The 15754-nt window shown below is 68.9% G+C and carries 17 protein-coding genes; 11 read left to right on the top strand and 6 right to left on the bottom strand.

Translation table 11 applies throughout. The features are described from left to right. Positions 1 to 213 precede the first annotated feature (213 nt). Entirely contained in the window at positions 214 to 4695 is a 4482-nt protein-coding gene (locus ACIBF8_RS14955; protein ID WP_396783368.1) for an HAD-IC family P-type ATPase, read from the top strand. Between the two features lie 69 nt (positions 4696 to 4764). Here ACIBF8_RS14955 and ACIBF8_RS14950 read toward each other — a convergent pair whose 3' ends face one another. Continuing rightward, positions 4765 to 5067 (bottom strand): hypothetical protein, encoded by a 303-nt coding sequence (locus tag ACIBF8_RS14950; RefSeq protein WP_396783367.1) that lies wholly within the window; start codon positions 5065 to 5067, stop codon positions 4765 to 4767. Between the two features lie 136 nt (positions 5068 to 5203). On the opposite strand from ACIBF8_RS14950, the gene ACIBF8_RS14945 reads away from it, so the two are divergent. Next, entirely contained in the window at positions 5204 to 6004 is an 801-nt protein-coding gene (locus tag ACIBF8_RS14945; RefSeq protein WP_396783366.1) for an MBL fold metallo-hydrolase, read from the top strand. 61 nt (positions 6005 to 6065) lie between these two features. On the opposite strand, the gene ACIBF8_RS14940 is transcribed toward ACIBF8_RS14945, so the two are convergent. Next, positions 6066 to 6485 carry a CBS domain-containing protein gene (locus tag ACIBF8_RS14940; RefSeq protein ID WP_396783365.1) on the bottom strand — a complete coding sequence of 140 codons (420 nt, stop codon included), beginning with the start codon at positions 6483 to 6485 and terminating at the stop codon, positions 6066 to 6068. Between the two features lie 123 nt (positions 6486 to 6608). After that, positions 6609 to 6935, bottom strand: a complete 327-nt coding sequence (locus ACIBF8_RS14935) for a hypothetical protein (protein WP_396783363.1) — start codon at positions 6933 to 6935, stop codon at positions 6609 to 6611. A 199-nt stretch (positions 6936 to 7134) separates the two neighbouring features. On the opposite strand from ACIBF8_RS14935, the gene ACIBF8_RS14930 reads away from it, so the two are divergent. Together ACIBF8_RS14930 and ACIBF8_RS14925 are read left to right on the top strand one after the other, a co-directional pair. Then, positions 7135 to 7593: a hypothetical protein gene (locus ACIBF8_RS14930; protein WP_396783361.1), complete on the top strand. Its 459-nt coding sequence runs from the start codon at positions 7135 to 7137 to the stop codon at positions 7591 to 7593. A gap of 75 nt (positions 7594 to 7668) precedes the next feature. Further along, the gene (locus ACIBF8_RS14925; protein WP_396783360.1) at positions 7669 to 8040 is read left to right on the top strand and encodes a tyrosine-type recombinase/integrase; all 372 of its coding nucleotides are present in this window, start codon (positions 7669 to 7671) and stop codon (positions 8038 to 8040) included. Positions 8041 to 8445: 405 nt separating this feature from the next. Here ACIBF8_RS14925 and ACIBF8_RS14920 read toward each other — a convergent pair whose 3' ends face one another. Then, positions 8446 to 8967, bottom strand: coding sequence for a hypothetical protein (locus ACIBF8_RS14920; protein WP_396783358.1), 522 nt, complete (start codon positions 8965 to 8967; stop codon positions 8446 to 8448). Between the two features lie 1466 nt (positions 8968 to 10433). On the opposite strand from ACIBF8_RS14920, the gene ACIBF8_RS14915 reads away from it, so the two are divergent. Next, complete coding sequence (locus tag ACIBF8_RS14915) at positions 10434 to 10694, top strand: hypothetical protein (RefSeq protein WP_396783357.1); 261 nt, start codon at positions 10434 to 10436, stop codon at positions 10692 to 10694. A gap of 95 nt (positions 10695 to 10789) precedes the next feature. Further along, positions 10790 to 11347 (top strand): HD domain-containing protein, encoded by a 558-nt coding sequence (locus tag ACIBF8_RS14910; protein WP_396783356.1) that lies wholly within the window; start codon positions 10790 to 10792, stop codon positions 11345 to 11347. On the opposite strand, the gene ACIBF8_RS14905 is transcribed toward ACIBF8_RS14910, so the two are convergent. Both ACIBF8_RS14905 and ACIBF8_RS14900 read right to left on the bottom strand, forming a co-directional pair. After that, complete coding sequence (locus ACIBF8_RS14905) at positions 11335 to 11805, bottom strand: NUDIX hydrolase (RefSeq protein ID WP_396783354.1); 471 nt, start codon at positions 11803 to 11805, stop codon at positions 11335 to 11337. The genes ACIBF8_RS14910 and ACIBF8_RS14905 overlap by 13 nt on opposite strands. Positions 11806 to 11809: 4 nt before the next feature. Then, a complete protein-coding gene (locus ACIBF8_RS14900; RefSeq protein WP_396783352.1) occupies positions 11810 to 12568 on the bottom strand; it encodes an XRE family transcriptional regulator in 759 nt (252 codons plus the stop codon). 158 nt (positions 12569 to 12726) lie between these two features. Here ACIBF8_RS14900 and ACIBF8_RS14895 point away from each other — a divergent pair, with 158 nt between their 5' ends. The 5 genes from ACIBF8_RS14895 to ACIBF8_RS14875 all read left to right on the top strand — a co-directional run bounded on the left by ACIBF8_RS14895 (position 12727) and on the right by ACIBF8_RS14875 (position 15694). After that, positions 12727 to 13044 (top strand): hypothetical protein, encoded by a 318-nt coding sequence (locus tag ACIBF8_RS14895; RefSeq protein ID WP_396783351.1) that lies wholly within the window; start codon positions 12727 to 12729, stop codon positions 13042 to 13044. Positions 13045 to 13282: 238 nt separating this feature from the next. Continuing rightward, complete coding sequence (locus tag ACIBF8_RS14890; protein WP_112726528.1) at positions 13283 to 13495, top strand: hypothetical protein; 213 nt, start codon at positions 13283 to 13285, stop codon at positions 13493 to 13495. A gap of 97 nt (positions 13496 to 13592) precedes the next feature. Next, complete coding sequence (locus ACIBF8_RS14885) at positions 13593 to 14531, top strand: hypothetical protein (RefSeq protein ID WP_396783350.1); 939 nt, start codon at positions 13593 to 13595, stop codon at positions 14529 to 14531. 84 nt (positions 14532 to 14615) lie between these two features. Then, positions 14616 to 15488, top strand: a complete 873-nt coding sequence (locus ACIBF8_RS14880) for an FtsK/SpoIIIE domain-containing protein (RefSeq protein WP_396783349.1) — start codon at positions 14616 to 14618, stop codon at positions 15486 to 15488. Continuing rightward, positions 15485 to 15694 carry a hypothetical protein gene (locus ACIBF8_RS14875; RefSeq protein ID WP_396783348.1) on the top strand — a complete coding sequence of 70 codons (210 nt, stop codon included), beginning with the start codon at positions 15485 to 15487 and terminating at the stop codon, positions 15692 to 15694. Before ACIBF8_RS14880 ends, ACIBF8_RS14875 begins: the two co-directional genes overlap by 4 nt. Positions 15695 to 15754: the final 60 nt, after the last annotated feature.

Below are 15754 nucleotides of genomic sequence, written 5' to 3'. Positions count from 1 at the left end.
CTCCCCATGTCCGGTGATGGTCGTCGGATTCCACGGCCCACCCCGTCCATGCGCCAGCGGCGGCGGAAAATTCCGCCACTCGGGGGGGCATAACGGATGGCAGGTCGGGAAGCCAGGCCGCCGGACGTGAGCGCGGTGGGAGGACAAAATGGTCAAGGCCAGGACCAGCGGCAACAGGGAGCCGGGCCGGCGTCCGTCCAGCCGCACGCCTCGATGACGGCGGCGGGTCGCGCTGCCGGCCGCATCCTGCCGTCCTTCGGCGTGCCGCAGTTCGTCGGCGAGGCGTCCCGGACGGTCAGCTCGGCCGCGACCCGGCTGGCCCGGACTGCCGGGCTGACCCGACGGCGGGTCTGGTCCCGGCCGGGCCGGCACCACATCGAGGTGCACGGTGTCTGCCAGGAGGGCGGGAACCGGCTGGCCCGACAGGTGGAGGGCGCGCTGGAGCGGATGCCCGGGGTCGCCTGGGCCCGGGTCAACGCACCCTCCGGCCGGGTGGTGATCGCCATCCAGGCCCCCGAGCCGACGCTGCGCGACCTGATCGCCACGATCGACCGGGTCGAGCGGACCTGCGACCACGAACCCGACCCGGAGATCCCGCCACCGCACCCACCGGAGGAAGGGCCGCGAACCCCGCGCACCCTCGGTGCGCTCGCCTCGGACGCGCTGGGCCTGACCATCTCGGCGGCCACCCGGGTCCTGCCGTTCGCGCCGCTGCCCGGCGAGGTCGCCGGCCTGCTCTCCGCAGTGGATCTCCAACCCAAGCTGCACGAGTTCATCGGCAAACGACTGCGCTCCGATCCGCGCGCCGACATCCTGTTTCCGCTGGCCGAGGCGGTCGTGCAGGGCTTGACCGGGCGCTGGACGGGGATCGTCCTGGATGGTGCGCAGCGGGTGGTGCAGTGGGGTGAGGCACGGGCCCAACTCTCCGCCTGGGAGCGGGCCGAACCGCGACTGACCGGCGACCCGGAACGCGCCAGCGCGCGATGGCCGGTGATCGAGCGTCCCCAGCCGAAGCCGGACGGCCCGGTCGAGCGATACATCAATCGCATGCTCGCCGCCGGCGCGGCCGCCGGCGCGGCAGCGATGCCGTTCGCCGGTCCGAAGCGAGCCGCCGCGCTGGGCCTGTCCGCGCTACCCAAGGCGCCCGGCAGCGGACGGGAGGGGTACGCGGCCCAGCTCGGCCGGATGCTGGCCCGGCGCGGGGTCATCGCGATGGACGGGAGCGTGCTGCGGGAACTGGACCGGATCGACACCCTCGTGCTCGACGCGGCGGTGCTCGGCTCGGACCGGGGCGTCCTGGCCGACCTGGCACCGGCACCCGACGCGGACGTCGACCAGGTGGCCGAGCGGGCCTTCGCATTGTTCGACCCGGACGACCCGGCCGGCACCCGCACGGCGGACGGCTGGCGGCTCGGCCCGCTGGACCGGATGCCCGCGAACGAACCCGACGACATCCCGGACGCCGCCCGGCTGCGCTCCGCCGGCGGCCAGCTCCTCGGTCTCGCCCACGGCGACCGGCTCGCCGCGCTGTTGCGGGTCGAGCCGGAACCCGCGCCCGGCGTCGACGGCCTGCCGGCCGCCGCCCGACATGCCGGCCTGCGGCTGGTCGTCGCGGGCGGTGACGAGCAGCGGTACGGCTTCGCCGACGCGATGCTGCCCGGCGGGGACCAGTTGACCGAGTCGGTACGCGCGTTGCAGCGCGACGGCGCGGTGGTGATGCTGGTTTCCGCGGACCGTCAGGCGCTCGGCGCGTCCGACTGCGGTCTCGGGTTCGCCGCGCCGGAGGAGCTACCGCCGTGGGGCGCGCACCTGTTGGTCGGTGCGGACCTGCGGGTCGTGGCACTGGTGATCGAGGCGACCGGGGTGGCCCGGCGGACGGCCCAGCAGAACATCCGGCTGGCGATGGCCGGCACCGGCCTCGGGGCGCTGGGCGCGTTCACCGCCCCACCGACCCAGCTGCCGCATCGGGCGCTCGTCGCGGTCAACGGCGCGGCCGGTTTGGCCTTCGCGAACGGGGTCTGGCAGGCCCGCCGGTTGCACGACCAGTCGGACACCCCGGCACCGGTGGCAACCGCCTGGCACCTGATGCCCGTCGGCACCGTCCTCGACCATCTGCGCTCCACTCCGGACGGGCTGACCAGTGCCGAAGCGCAGCGCCGGCAGCACGGCTCCGGCGGTGACGGCGGCGCCGCACCGGGAAGTGGTGGCTTGCTGCGTGCCTTCGTGGACGAGCTGTCCAACCCGCTCACCCCGGTGCTGGCCGCCGGGGCGGTGCTCTCCGCGTCGTTCGGCTCGCTGGTCGACGCCGCGCTGGTGGGTAGCGTGGTCGGTGGGTCAGCGCTGATCGGGGCGGTGCACGAACGCAACACGGAGCGGTCGCTGGCGGAGCTGCTGTCGCGGTCCGCGGTGACCGCACGGGTCCGCCGGGACGGCGCCGAGCAGGTGCTCGCCGCCGAAGACCTGGTCCTCGGGGACGTCATCGCCCTCGAACCGGGCGACTCGGTGCCCGCCGACTGTCGGGTGCTCGAATCGGTGAGCCTGGAGGCCGACGAATCGTCGCTGACCGGCGAGTCGCTGCCGGTGGCCAAGTCCAACCGGCCGGTGGTGGCCGCCGCCATCGCCGACCGACACTCGATGCTCTACGAGGGCACCACTGTCGCCGCCGGGCACGGCACCGCCGTGGTGGTGGCGACCGGCAACGACACCGAGGCCGGGCGCAGCCTGGCGTTGGTGCGGCAGGCACCCCCAACGAGCGGCGTGGAGGCTCGGCTCGGCTCGCTGACCAGCGCGGCCATCCCGTTGGCGGCCGGTTCGGCGGTGGCGGTGGCCGGCGCGGGCCTGCTTCGGGGCGTACCCCTGGCCGAAACGGCGGCGACCGCCGCGAACCTCGCCGTGGCGTCGGTGCCGGAGGGGCTGCCGTTCCTGGTCAGCGCTGCGCAGCTGGCCGCCGCCCGGCGGCTGGCCGAGCACGGCGCGTTGGTCCGCAACCCGCGCACCATCGAGGCGCTGGGCCGGGTGGACGTGCTCTGCTTCGACAAGACCGGCACCCTCACCGAGGGTCAGTTGCTGCTGGCCGGGGTCGGCGACAGCGCCGGCGACCGGTACGCCCCGGCGGACCGTCTGGACGACCGGCTCCGGATGACGCTGGCCGCGGCGCTGCGGGCCACCCCCGCCGCGAAGAACCCGGAGGAGTTGGCGTTGCAGACCGACCGGGCGGTCCGGCGGGGTGCCGGGGTGGCCGGGGTGGTGGAGCAGACCGGTGCCGCCGGTTGGCGGGCTGCCGGCGGGCTGCCGTTCGAGCCGTCGCGCGGCTACCACGCGGGCGTCGGGCAGACCGACGGTCACCTGTTGTTGAGCGTCAAGGGTGCGCCGGAGACGGTGCTGCCACGCTGTTCGTCCCGGCGCACCGACGGTCACCAGGAGCCGCTGGACGACGCCGGTCGTGCGGAGCTGGAGCGGATGCTCGCCGACCGGGCCGGCGCGGGAAATCGGATCCTGGCCGTCGCGGAGTGCCCGGTGGACGACCCGGAGGTGACCGACTCCGACGTTCGAGGGCTGACCTTCGTGGGTTTCCTGGCCCTCGCGGACGGTGTCCGGGAGAGCGCAGCCCCGGCGGTACGCAGGATCCGGCAGGCCGGCGTGCACACCATCATGATCACCGGCGACCATCCGGCCACCGCCGAGGCGATCGCCGCAACCATCAGCGAGCACGACGAACAGCGGGTGGTCACCGCCGGTGAACTCGACAAACTGGACGACGACGCGCTCGCCGAGCGGTTGGCCAACACCGACGTGGTGGCCCGCTGCACCCCGGCCCACAAGGTGCGCATCATCCAGGCGTTGCAGAAGTACGGGCGGACGGTGGCGATGACCGGCGACGGCGCCAACGACGCCCCGGCGATCCGGCTGGCCGATGTCGGCATCGCCCTCGGCCAACGGGGCACCCCGGCCGCCCGCGCCGCAGCCGACCTGGTGGTCACCGACGACCGGTTGGAAACCATCATCGCGACCCTGATCGAAGGGCGGGCGATGTGGTCGTCGGTACGGCACGCGCTCAGCATCCTGGTCGGCGGCAACCTCGGCGAGATCGCGTTCAGTGTGCTCACCGCCGCGGCGACCGGCCGCTCCGCGCTCACCGGACGACAACTGTTGCTGGTCAACCTGCTCACCGACCTGGCACCGGCACTGGCCATCGCGGTCCGGCCACCCGCGTCGGACCGCACCGACGCGCTGCTCCGGGAGGGCCCGGACACGGCGCTCGGCGAGAGCCTCACCAGGGAGATCGGGCTGCGGGCGGCAGCCACCACGCTGGGCGCGACCGCGGGCTGGACGTTGGCCCGCTACACCGGACGCCGCCAGCGCGCCGGAACGGTCGCCCTGGTCTCCCTGGTCGGCACCCAACTCGGGCAGACCATCCTGGCCGGCGGCACCAGCCCGACGGTGCTGGCGTCCACGGCGGCGTCGCTGGGGGTGCTCGTCGTGGTGGTGCAGACGCCGGGGGTGAGCCAGTTCTTCGGCTGCACCCCGCTCGGGCCGGTCGGCTGGACCATCGGCGCCGGTTCCGCGCTCGGCGCGACCTTCGCCAACGGCGCGCTCACCAAGCTGGTGGAGCGTTTCCCGGAGGCCCGCCCCGATCGCACCGATTCCGCCGCCGATTCGGCGCGGCCTACGGCAGAGGGTGGATCCGAGGGCTGACTGGCGGCGGCGTGGCGTTCGGCCGGCCGCCGCTGCGGCGCGCTCGCCGTGCCCCGCCCGGCTGCGCCACTAGCGCACGGGAAAGGCGTCCCGCACTGGACCCGACTCGGCCCAACAGTGGCCGCCCCGAAACTCCACGCCCGGAATGTCGTCGACGAGCAGGCCGATGTCCGCGACGCTGGCCAGCGAGGTGGTCAGATCGGCCCGCAACTCCTCGGCCGCCGTGTCCAGGTCGTCCTCCTCGGTGGACCAGTCGATGTCGGCGGCGCGCAGATCGGCGACCGCATGAGCGGTCACCGCAGCGGGATCGGTGACCACCACGTCGACGCGGCAGTAGAGGTGCAGGATGACCGGTGTCCACTGTTCGTCCATTGATGGATCATGGCGAGCTCGCTGCCACGTGGAAAGACATTTCCTCGCTTCCCGGAGACGGCCGATGCGTCGAAGTGTGGCGTAGGCGCATGTCGACGACCCGCCGGGGTACCGCATCCGAAAGGAGGTGGGCTGCGTGGCAGAGCAACCGCAGGTGACGTTCGTCGGGACCGCGACGACACTGCTACGGATCGGCGGTTTCACCCTGCTGACCGACCCGAATTTCCTGCACCGGGGCCAGCGGGCGTACCTGGGCAAGGGGTTGTGGTCGCGCCGGCGCACGGACCCGGCACTGCGGATCGCCCAGCTTCCGGAGTTGGACGCAGTGGTCCTCTCCCATCTGCACGGCGACCACTTCGACCGGGTGGCCCGTCGGAAACTCGACCGCGAGCTGCCCATCGTCACCACCCCTGCGGCCGAACGCAAGCTGCGTCGCTGGGGCTTCCGGGCCGCCGAGGGCCTGCCGACCTGGTCGTCTCGGGACCTGCACCGCGACGGTACGACGCTGCGCCTGACCTCGATGCCCGGCCAGCACGGCCCGGGCGCGCTGGACCTGCTGATGCCCGACGTGATGGGCACGATGATCGACGTGGAGCGGGCCGGCCGGCGGGAGTTCCGGCTCTACGTCACCGGTGACACGCTCAACCGGCCGCTGCTCACCGCCATCCCGGAGCGCTACCCGGACATCGACGCGATGCTGATCCACCTCGGCGGCACGAAGATCGCCGGAATCCTGCTCACCATGGACGCCCGCCAGGGTGGCGACCTGGTGGAGTTGGTTCGCCCGCGGCTGACCGTACCGATCCACTACGACGACTACCCGGTCTTCCGCTCCCCGCTGGCGCACTTCGTCGACGAGGCTCGCCGCCGGGGCTGGGTGCAGCAGGTACGCACCATCGCCCGCGGTGAGACCATTCCGCTCACCCCGCCCGGCTGACCAACACGAATCGCCGCCTTCCGGCGGACCGGACGGCGGCGATCGATCGGGGTTTCGACGGTCAGCTGCGCTCGGAGATGGCCTCGATGAGGTCGCCCACGGGGCGCTCCGGCAGGGAGCGGGCCACATCGGCAACGGCAACGATGCCGATCAGTTCGTGCCCGTCGATCACCGGCAGCCGACGCACCTGGTGCTGACCCATGGTCCGCAGGATCTCGGCCGCGTCGTCATCCGCGCCGATCGTCACCGCCTCGCCCTGAGCCAGTTCACCGGCCGTCACATTGGCCGGATCACGACCTTCGGCCAGCACCTTCACCACGATGTCGCGGTCGGTCAGCATGCCCTTGAGCCGGTTGTCGTCGCCGCAGATCGGCAGCGACCCGACTCCCAGCTCGGCCATCCGCTTCGCAGCCGACCTCAGGTCGTCCTGCTCGCGTACACAGCTCACGTCGCTCGTCATGATCTCGCGTGCGGTCGGCATTGGTGTGACACCTCACTTCCGGGGGGTTGTTGCTGTTTCTCCTACCCCGGCCGGCGCCGGCCATGCGAATCACCCACGAGTCACGTCACCAGGGGCCGGTCTTGGATCTCGTGGGGAGAGTCGTCACCGCATTGGCGCCGGAAGCGGGATTTCCCCGCTGATCGCCTTCTCGGCCAATTCGACGCGCTCCGAATGGAGGGTGCCCTCGCGCAGCAGGTGGCCGGGCACGTTGATGCAGCGCTGACCTGACCTGGCGTTGCAGACCGGGCAGTGGAGGAAGAAGCCGCTGGCTGGAACCAGCTCGACCCCTTGGGCCAGAGCGGATTTGCCGATCTTGACGATCGACTCGTATAGATCGTCGTCCTGGTGCCGGGTAGCGGCAGCGGCCACCTCCCGCATCCCTTCCCAGAACTGTTCGACCGCATTCGGTTCGTCGATGTTGATCCGCATGAGCGCGGATGCCCGGCCGGGAAGTGGCTAAACCAGCTGATCCGCTCGTCGCCCGCGTCCGTCCCTCCCGGACGGGATCGACCGCCGCAACTGTCAGTGGATGGGCTGCCGCCCTCCGCCGACAGCCGTCGACCGGCTTGGCTGCACAAATGGCTGTACGGTGGCGCTGCCGCCGGAGCGACTGCAGCATCATTAACGGATGAGCGTGCCCAAGATGCAGGTGCGAGCACGGGTGCGGCACGAGCCTGACCGCTCATACGCCGTACTGGTCGAGGGTCCGGACGGCGAGGTGGAGGTAGGCCGCACGGGTAAGACAGCGGATCTCTGGGCACTAGCCCAGGCCGGTGCAGCTCGTCTGTTCGGTGAAAGCCTTGGGGCGGACAACCTCACCCTGCACGTCCCGCAACCGCCCTACGGCCAGGACGGGCAGTGGGTTCGTATCATCGCGGTGGCGAACCAGGATGACCCCTCAGAGAGCGCCGACATCGGCGTCCTGGCGCAGGCGCACTGGTTCGGCCACGAAGGCGCCTGGTTTGTGACAGTCACCGGTACGGGTACCAGCATCGTTCCGAGCGAGCGCCTGGACTTCGAACCGGTTGTCACGGATGAAGAAGTGGCGGCGTTCCACACCTACATCACTGCTACGGCCGCAAGCTGAGGCCGTGCCGCCCGGCCGCCGCGCCATCCCCGAAGCCTGAGCGCTCCCGCCGGAGGCAGCCTGGGAACCCCGCCGGTGGGTGCGGACCGCCGCGCCGGCCGATGCCGGCCGCCAGCAGGCCGAGCGCGAGCGGTCACGGTCCGCCGCGCTCGCGCGGCGCTTGACTGGCTGCACCTGCACGACTTGCGGCACGCGTTCGCCACGTTCCTGCTTGACCAGGGCGAGGAGCTGCGGACGGTGATGGAGCTGCTGGGGCACTCTACGATCCGGATGACGGCCGACACCTACGGCCACGTTCTGCCGGCGCGGGCTCGTCAGGCTGCCTCGGCCATGACCGGATTTTCGGCCAAGAGGGGACGGCGTGACCGGCTTGGCTGTACTCGGGACCGAGATCAACCAGGGAAAGTGCTGGTGGAGCCCAGGGGACTCGAACCCCTAAACCGCTAGGTGGTGGCAGATCCACAGAAACTGGACGCAGCGGCCCCCTGGCCTGGATCGCGTTCCTCGGTGCCTCTCGACGTTTCGCATGCGTTGTCGCTGTCGGCTGTGCCGGATCTGTGCCCGATGATCTCCGGATACCACCCAGCGCACCGACGGTGGTCTGTACCCCGGACGCCTGCCTTGCAAAGGCGGATCGATGCAGTTAACGCACGACGATCAGAGTCGGTGAGTAGCGTTCGCGTCGGGGGTCTTGCTGTCCAGTGCCAGCGGCTATCGCTTGTTGTCGCGCATCTCGCTGACTTCTCGCCGACGGGGCCTGTGAGGCGGACAATTCGGCATTAGCCGGGGGACCGTACTCCTGCTTAGGGAACAGGTCGCAACGGCAATGGTATCGGGGGCGCGTAAGGACATTCAGGATCCGGTCATCTGGTATCTGCGGAGCGCAGCTTCGGCGAGCTGGATGAGGTACTTATCGCCGCCCGGTTCGTTGCCCTCCTCCTGGACCACCACCAGAGTGGTTCCGATCCGGACGAGTACGCTGTCGCATTCCAACGTGCCAGAACCGGACGTCGCGCTGCAGCTGACGTGAATACTGTCATCGCCCAGCCGCGGCCCTGGCGCCACTGCAAAGCGGTGCCTGTCGCCGACGCCAGGGCCAGATGATACGACGACGGTAGGGCAACGGCCGATGAAGGTTCGCAGGTCGGTCATTGCTCGTCGTGCGCCGTCATCGGCGTAGGTCCTGAGGACTTCGGTTCCCACCCAGAGCCAATCGGGATCCGCGTCATAGCTGAGGGTGGCTGCGGCCATCGCTGACGGAGTCCCGGTGAGCCGCCTGGCCGACAGTAGCGGGATCACGCTGTCCGAACAGGACACGTTGAAACCTGAGCGCTGATCTCCAGCATCCGACGGCATTACTGTCGCGATCTCCACAGTGAATCCAGGCGGCACTGACTCCGTGGACACCAAGCGTGCGGACAGCGTCGCGGAGTAGCCGGATCCGCCTGTCGCCGGTACTGCTTGGGGAGTCGGCTTCGTGGCTGTGGCCGAACTGGTCGCCTGGGCCTTGGAGGGGATCGTTTCGCCCGCTGATCGATCCGCTGTATGAGCCGTTGGAGAACCACACGCGGTCACCATGCAGACGGCCACTATCGCGACTAACCTACGCAACCCCATCCGGAGCACCGGCAGACCACCTTTCGCGCGAGCCGCGTCAGGCTACCAGCACGCGTGACACTGTCAGCTTGGGATTCGCCTTGATAAACATTCCGGGTAGCTGCGCTGCCGGCGGACAGCACAGAGCGTTCCAGCTCGACCCGTGGAAGTGCCAGTGCTGGCCGATGTTGACCGTTGCATCGGGCACAAATCGGGCGTGCCTATCGTCCCGGTTTCTCGCGGTCAGAGGGTCTGCGGCGGCTCCTCGCGCTTCCGACGACTGCTCCGGTGCCAGCAATCAGGAGGAATAGGCCAAGAGCCAACCCGAGGTAGAGCAGACGGTCGGACGCGGCAACCTCCTTGTCGTACTGCTGCGCCATCTCTGGGGTGGGGTCCTGGTAAGGGATCGTTGCTCCCATGCAGCAAGCGAACAGCGGAAGCAAGATTCCCCCGCCGATCATGAGCCAGCCAACCACCCCAACAACCCTCAGCCGTCGCATCATTCAATGATCAATGAAGAGGCCCGAGACCTCTATCAGCCCCTCGTGCCGTCTCAAGGAACGATCATGGGTCGTCGACCTGACCCGGCACACCCGTGGATGGCCGCACCCGTCGTCACCCAGATTGTCATTCGCGCAGAGCCGACCCCAGCTACCGCGCCACCCGCCATCCCGTCTGCCATCGACCCGCCCTCCTGGGGAGCGGGCCGCCGCCCGGCCCGCCATGTCAAGCGGACCTTGACGCTACGTTCGGACGCTGGCGGGTCGGGCGGCGGTCTGCTCGGCTTGCCCGGGTCGATGGCAGACGGGATGGCTCACCGCAAGCACCCCCGAACCGTGACCCGCCGACGGCGCCCCGGCCATCCTGGAGCCGGAGCGCCCCCGCCGGAGGCGCTGTAGCCGTAACCCCGCAACCGCCGCCAGCTCGCCGACGCGGCCGGCGTGCGCTCCCTCACGCCGCGCGGGCTCGTGGCCGCGCGGCCCGGCCGGCTGCCGGCCCACACCTCACCGGTCAACGGTCTGTCGTTCTGCGGCGGCCCCTTGGGCTTCCGCTCTTCGCGCCAGCCGCCGGGCATCAGGCGTGACGGCCGCAGAGCGACAGCGGCAGCGGCCGGCGCGCGCCCTGGCGGCGGCGCGTGCGGCCCGTCTAGGGCCGCCTTGAAGACGTACAGAAACTTTGCACAACATCACCGGCGGCCGGCCGGCGGCCGGCCGGTTCGTACGTGCGTTCGATAGGCTCTCGCCGTGGACGTGCAGGGCCGCTGGTGGAACGGCGTGTGGGGCCGATTGGGACGGCGCGACATCTGGTTGATGTCGGACGGGGATCGTTGGATCGCGCGGGGCCGCCTCGGAGGTGACGAGGGCCAGGAGGTGAGGCACCAGTTCGACAACGAGGACCGGGCACGGGACGTCGTCAAGCGCATGATGGCGTTGTCTGCCGGCACGTGGAGGAGCTTGCTCGATCCGCTGCGCCGTGAGTCGCAGCGACGCCAGGTTGGCGACTGAGGCTTGACCCTGTCGGTGTCCGGCAGTCAGCCGGCACCTGCCGAGGCAGCGATGGGCTGATGCCGGGGACGTCTCGGGACGCGTAGCCTGAATGCGTGGACGACCTCCTAGTGCAGGCCGCCGAGCTGGCAGAGCGTCACCTAGCTGGTGGACTGCCGCGTAGGTGGAAGCATGTGCAGGCTGTTGCTTTGAAGGCTGACCGCATCGCTCATGTTCTCGACGACACTGATGCTCAGGCGTTAGTGGCTTCGGCCTGGCTACACGACCTGGGCTACGCCCCTGGCATTGCGGACACAGGTCTACACGCTCTCGATGGTGCTCGTTGGTTACTGGCCAACGGTTGGCCTCGCAGGATCGCTGCCTTGGTCGCCCATCACTCCTGCGCTCAGTTTGAGGCCGACGAGCGAGGGCTCGGCAGTGTCCTTGCTGAGGAGTTCGACCAGGAACGGTCGCTAACCGCGGATGCCCTCTGGTTCGCTGACATGACCACCGGTCCCGATGGCCAAGACCTGGATGTGCTGGATCGGTTGGCCGAGATTCACCAGCGTTACGAGCCAGACAGCATCGTGGTCCGCTTCTGGGCTCGGGCAACGCCGACGCTGCTTGAGGCTGTCAAGCGGACCGAAGCAACGCTCGCTGCTCAGCCAATGTAGGGCTTGGCTCGGCGCTCATACCCGTGATCGATCCGGAGCCGCATCGACTGGTGGATCGGCAGGCTGTCTAGCTCGTCCTGGGACACCCATTGCACCTCGGTTGACTCCTCGCTGGTACGCAGCTCGCCGCTGACGTAACGAGCCCGGAAGCAAATGGAGAACTGCTGCCGGACCTCTCCATCGCTGTACTCCACCACATGCCTCGGGTCCGTGTACGTTCCCACAATGTCGACGACCTCAACGTCGACGCCGGCCTCTTCCCGAGTCTCACGCGCGGCTGTTTCGGCGATGGACTCACCGAAGTCCTGGGCACCGCCCGGTAGCGCCCACAGGCCGTTGTCGGTGCGCCGGATGAGCAGGACACGCCCGTGACCGTCTTGAACGAAGACCGTCACAGCTACCACGATGCTGTTGGCCTTGGGTGCGTCCGGGTCGTTGTAGTGCTCGATCCTCGCCATGCCTCTAGGCTGCCACGGTCGGCCCCCAAATCGGGTGTCCACTCGACCACACGCGGTCAAAGCTGTCTGCGTAGGTGTCGAACAGCTCCCCTGCCGAAAGCCGCCGAAGGTGCAACACCGGAGCGTGGGCCGCTGGGAATCCGTAGGCGTGCGTGTTGACGAGTAGCTCGTTGTCGAACCGGTAAATCGAGTTGTAGAGCGTGGTGCCGTGAAAGCGGGCGAAGATGCCTTCAACGCCGCAGAGCTGGTTGTAGAACGCCAGGACGTTGTGCACCTTGCCGGCCATCGCGTCCCCGATCCCCTCCTCCGCTCCTCGCGCCGCCACCGCTTGCGACTTCGGGTCGCCTAGGAGAAGCCGTACCCGGACTCCTGCCTGCGCCTTCGTGGTCAAGTCCCTGATGATGCTTGGAACCTGCTCTGGGAGGAACAGCCCGGCATAGACCAGGATCCCGATCTCCTCCGTGGCCTGATCGATCAGTCGGCCCCAGATGTCCAACGGGATGGCCGCGCGACGTGGGTAGACGTGAACGAGTTCAGATTCTGCGATGCGCGTTGCTCGTTCCGGCGAAACGACCTTCGGCCACAGGTACGCCTCACGCTCCTGCACGAGGGCGGCGATGGCATGTCGATGGCGTGGGTAAGGCGCGCGGTCGAGCGTCACCCATCGCTCCGCTGTCTTCGGGTTGACGTCAATGCGCTCTGCGAGCTCGTATGTGGACAGTCCGACCTTGAGCATCGCCTCGCGTAACCGCTCATTCGCCATCGCGCACTCCCTTGGACGTGGGGGACGACTTGAGCTTAGCGGGGACGTCCCAAGACGTACAGCGTGAGTGGTGATGCCGTGACGCCCAGTGTGGCGACAGTGGACTCATCACCGAGCAGTCGTCCACCGGGGACGCGCTCAGACACAGGAGGTCTGTTGTGAAGCTGTACGTGGACACCACGAGCAAGCAGGTGACGGCGTCGAAGGACCCGGAGCCGAAGAACGACCAGAACGGCAATCAGAAGTCCGAGAAGAACACGGGCCGGCTCATGTGGTCTACCCAGGTCTTCGTGCTCGACGAGAACGGTGGGGAGGTCATCACCATCACCACGGCGGGAGAGAAGCCGGGCGTGAAGGTGGGCGACTTCTTGGCTGTCGAGCAGTTGGAGGCCATTCCGTGGGCGACCAACGGGCGTAACGGCGTCGCGTTCCGGGCGGTCTCGCTGAAGCCGAAGACTGGTTCTCCGACCAAGTAGGTCCATCGCACGACGTGCTGTGTGTGCTCCTGGTGTCTCCAGCGACTGACGTTCGCTGATCTGCTCAATCCCTGCGGTCCGGGAGTGTTTCTGGCTCCTACATTCCCGGCCCGGCAACCCATTGGGTTGCCAACCATGAAAGGCGCGGGGCCGGTACTGGCTTCAAGCCTGCCGGCCTCGTTGCCGGTTCCTTCCCCATCCTTCCGGCCGCTTGGCCGGCTCCACGAGGAGGAACATCATGTTCCGCTACATGATCTCGTTCAGCTACGAAGCCCCGACCGGTATTGGTTTCGCGGGTATCGAAGTGCCGTTCAAGCGGCAACTCCGTTCCATGGCTGATGTCACCCGTGTCATGAACGACCTGCGTAGCCAGGGCTACGTCAACGCCGTCATTCTCGGCTTCTCCCTGTTCGCCGACACCGCCGCCCCGACGGGCGGCAAGAACGGCTGAGCTACTCACGAAAAAGCGTGGGGTCGGTACTGGCTCCTACACCTGCCGACCCCACGCCCCCAACCCATCCAGCCCAATCACCTTGGGAGGACGTGTCATGTCCAAGTCTAGCCCTCGCCGCTTCGGTGGCAGGTCAACCGGAACGGTGACGGTCATCGAGGCCAAGGTTCACCGTTCCTCCGCGCGTAACGCCCGAATGGCGTTCATCCTCACGGCGGTCATCGTCGGCCTTCTGTCGGCCGTGGTGGCCGCTTCCTACATTCACCCGATCCTCGCCGTGTTCGTCGGCGCACTGATCGGTGTCCCGACCGGCGGCCTCGTTTGGGTGCTCGTTCGGATCTGGCCGGTAATCCGGCTGCTGTGGTGGTGGACCCCGGAAACCATCCTCAGCGTCCTGGTGCTCAGCGCGTGGGTGCAGCTCGCCAACCACACCCCGACCCTGGTGACCCTGCTCGTGGTCGCCCTGGTCGTCGGCGTCCCCGCCGCCATCCGCCCGGTTCGCCGCCAGGTCATCGCCTGGGGTTGGTGCCTCGTGGTGAGGCATCGGCTGCGCGTGTGCTTCGCGCAGTTCATCATCGCCAACCAGTCCGGATCGCTGCCGCTGATCCTCTGGGCCAAGCCCACCCCGGTTGGCGAGCGGGTCTGGGTCTACCTGCGCCCCGGCCTGTCTGAGAAGGACTTGGAAGGCCGTCTCGACAAGATCGCGGTGACCTGCCACGCCTCGACCGTGCTGATTGAGCGCGCTTCGGAGAACAACGCCGCGTACCTGCGGTTCGACATCAAGCGCCGTGAGGTGCTGACCGCTCACGTTGGTTCCCCGCTGGTCGACGTAATCGACCCGGCCGCCCCCGTCTCGGCGTCGCCGCTGACGGTTCCCACAGCCCTGGACCTGCCGGACGTGCACATGCCGACGGTCACCCTTCCGACCCAGGGCAAGCCGGCGAAGAAGCCGGCTGCATCGACGGCCAACGGCAGCAAGCCCGCGGCTTCGTCTGCGTCGTCCGTCGAGGACGACGACACCTCCGACTGGATCTGACCCCAACCCAACCCGGGACGCGAGGAGCCATGGCGGCTCGTTCGTGTGGCTCCTCGCGCCCACAAACGCCCAGGAGGGCACCTCATGACCACCACGATTCCCACCACTGCTGAGGCGGTTCCGGTGGGTCCTGGCCTGTCGATGTTCGACCCGATCTTCATCGGAATCGACGAGTTCGGCCAACCCGTCTACCTGGACGTCATCTATCGCAACCTGCTCACCGCAGGCGAACCCGGCGGCGGTAAGTCCGGGCTCATCAACAACATCTGCGGCCACGCCGCCCTGTGCGACAACACCCGCCTCGTGCTCTTCGACGCCAAACTCGTCGAACTCGGCCCCTGGCGCGACCTCGCCGACGCCTTCATCGGCCCCGACATCGACCAGGGCATCGACGTCCTACGCCGCCTCCTGGTCGTCGCCACCAACCGCTACGCCTGGCTCCTGGCCAACCGGCGCCGCAAGCTCGCCGACGGCGACGGCATGTCCGTCATCGTCACCATCATCGACGAACTCGCCATGTTCTCCACCGTCCTCGGCACCAAGGCACAGCAGGAGGAGTTCTCCACCCTCCTGCGCGGCCTCGTCTCCCTCGGCCGGGCCTGCGGCATGCCCGTCGTCGCCGCGACTCAACGCCCGTCGTGGGACATCATCCCCGCCAGCCTGCGGGACCTGTTCGGCTACCGGGCCGCGTTCCGGTGCACCTCGCTGAACAGCTCCAACATCATCCTCGGTCAGGGCTGGGCCGAGCAGGGCTACACCGCCTCCGACATCTCCCCCACCAACCAGGGCGCGGCCTACCTCCTGGCCGAAGGCGGCGTTCCCCGCCGCATCAAGGCCGCCTACCTCACCGACACCGACATCTACAACATCGCCGACTACGCCGCCTGGACCCGCCGCCCCACCAGCGGCACCAGCACCCCGACGGTCAACCCCACCGAGTGGGAGATGGCGGCATGACCACCCGCGAACGCGCCTATGTCCGCGCAAACAACCAGCGGGCCGCCCAGTTCACCGAGCTGTGGATCACCGGCAGTCCCGAGGACATCGCCGCGCTAGTCCAGGCCGTCGCCCGCAGCGGGCGACTCGTCTACCTCTCCGCACCCACCCGCGCCCCGGGTGACGACAACCGGCACCGCCGCTACCTGCGACTACGCGCCCGCTAATCGGCCGACAGGACCGGACGACGCCTGGCAGCAAATGCCGGTCCTGCCGACCTCCCACCA

This window comes from Micromonospora sp. NPDC050276, from assembly GCF_044459545.1.
Lineage (GTDB): Bacteria > Actinomycetota > Actinomycetes > Mycobacteriales > Micromonosporaceae > Micromonospora.
The sequence above is the reverse complement of the archived record's forward strand: the minus strand, read 5'-3'. Positions and strand labels throughout refer to the sequence as shown.

Coding starts and splice junctions, on each gene's coding strand:
- ACIBF8_RS14950 (WP_396783367.1), bottom strand. CDS start 5,067: ATGGACGAACAGTGGACACCGGTCATCCTGCACCTCTACTGCCGCGTC.
- ACIBF8_RS14940 (WP_396783365.1), bottom strand. CDS start 6,485: ATGCCGACCGCACGCGAGATCATGACGAGCGACGTGAGCTGTGTACGC.
- ACIBF8_RS14930 (WP_396783361.1), top strand. CDS start 7,135: ATGAGCGTGCCCAAGATGCAGGTGCGAGCACGGGTGCGGCACGAGCCT.
- ACIBF8_RS14885 (WP_396783350.1), top strand. CDS start 13,593: ATGTCCAAGTCTAGCCCTCGCCGCTTCGGTGGCAGGTCAACCGGAACG.
- ACIBF8_RS14875 (WP_396783348.1), top strand. CDS start 15,485: ATGACCACCCGCGAACGCGCCTATGTCCGCGCAAACAACCAGCGGGCC.
- ACIBF8_RS14935 (WP_396783363.1), bottom strand. CDS start 6,935: ATGCGGATCAACATCGACGAACCGAATGCGGTCGAACAGTTCTGGGAA.
- ACIBF8_RS14880 (WP_396783349.1), top strand. CDS start 14,616: ATGACCACCACGATTCCCACCACTGCTGAGGCGGTTCCGGTGGGTCCT.
- ACIBF8_RS14900 (WP_396783352.1), bottom strand. CDS start 12,568: ATGGCGAATGAGCGGTTACGCGAGGCGATGCTCAAGGTCGGACTGTCC.
- ACIBF8_RS14955 (WP_396783368.1), top strand. CDS start 214: ATGACGGCGGCGGGTCGCGCTGCCGGCCGCATCCTGCCGTCCTTCGGC.
- ACIBF8_RS14890 (WP_112726528.1), top strand. CDS start 13,283: ATGTTCCGCTACATGATCTCGTTCAGCTACGAAGCCCCGACCGGTATT.
- ACIBF8_RS14905 (WP_396783354.1), bottom strand. CDS start 11,805: ATGGCGAGGATCGAGCACTACAACGACCCGGACGCACCCAAGGCCAAC.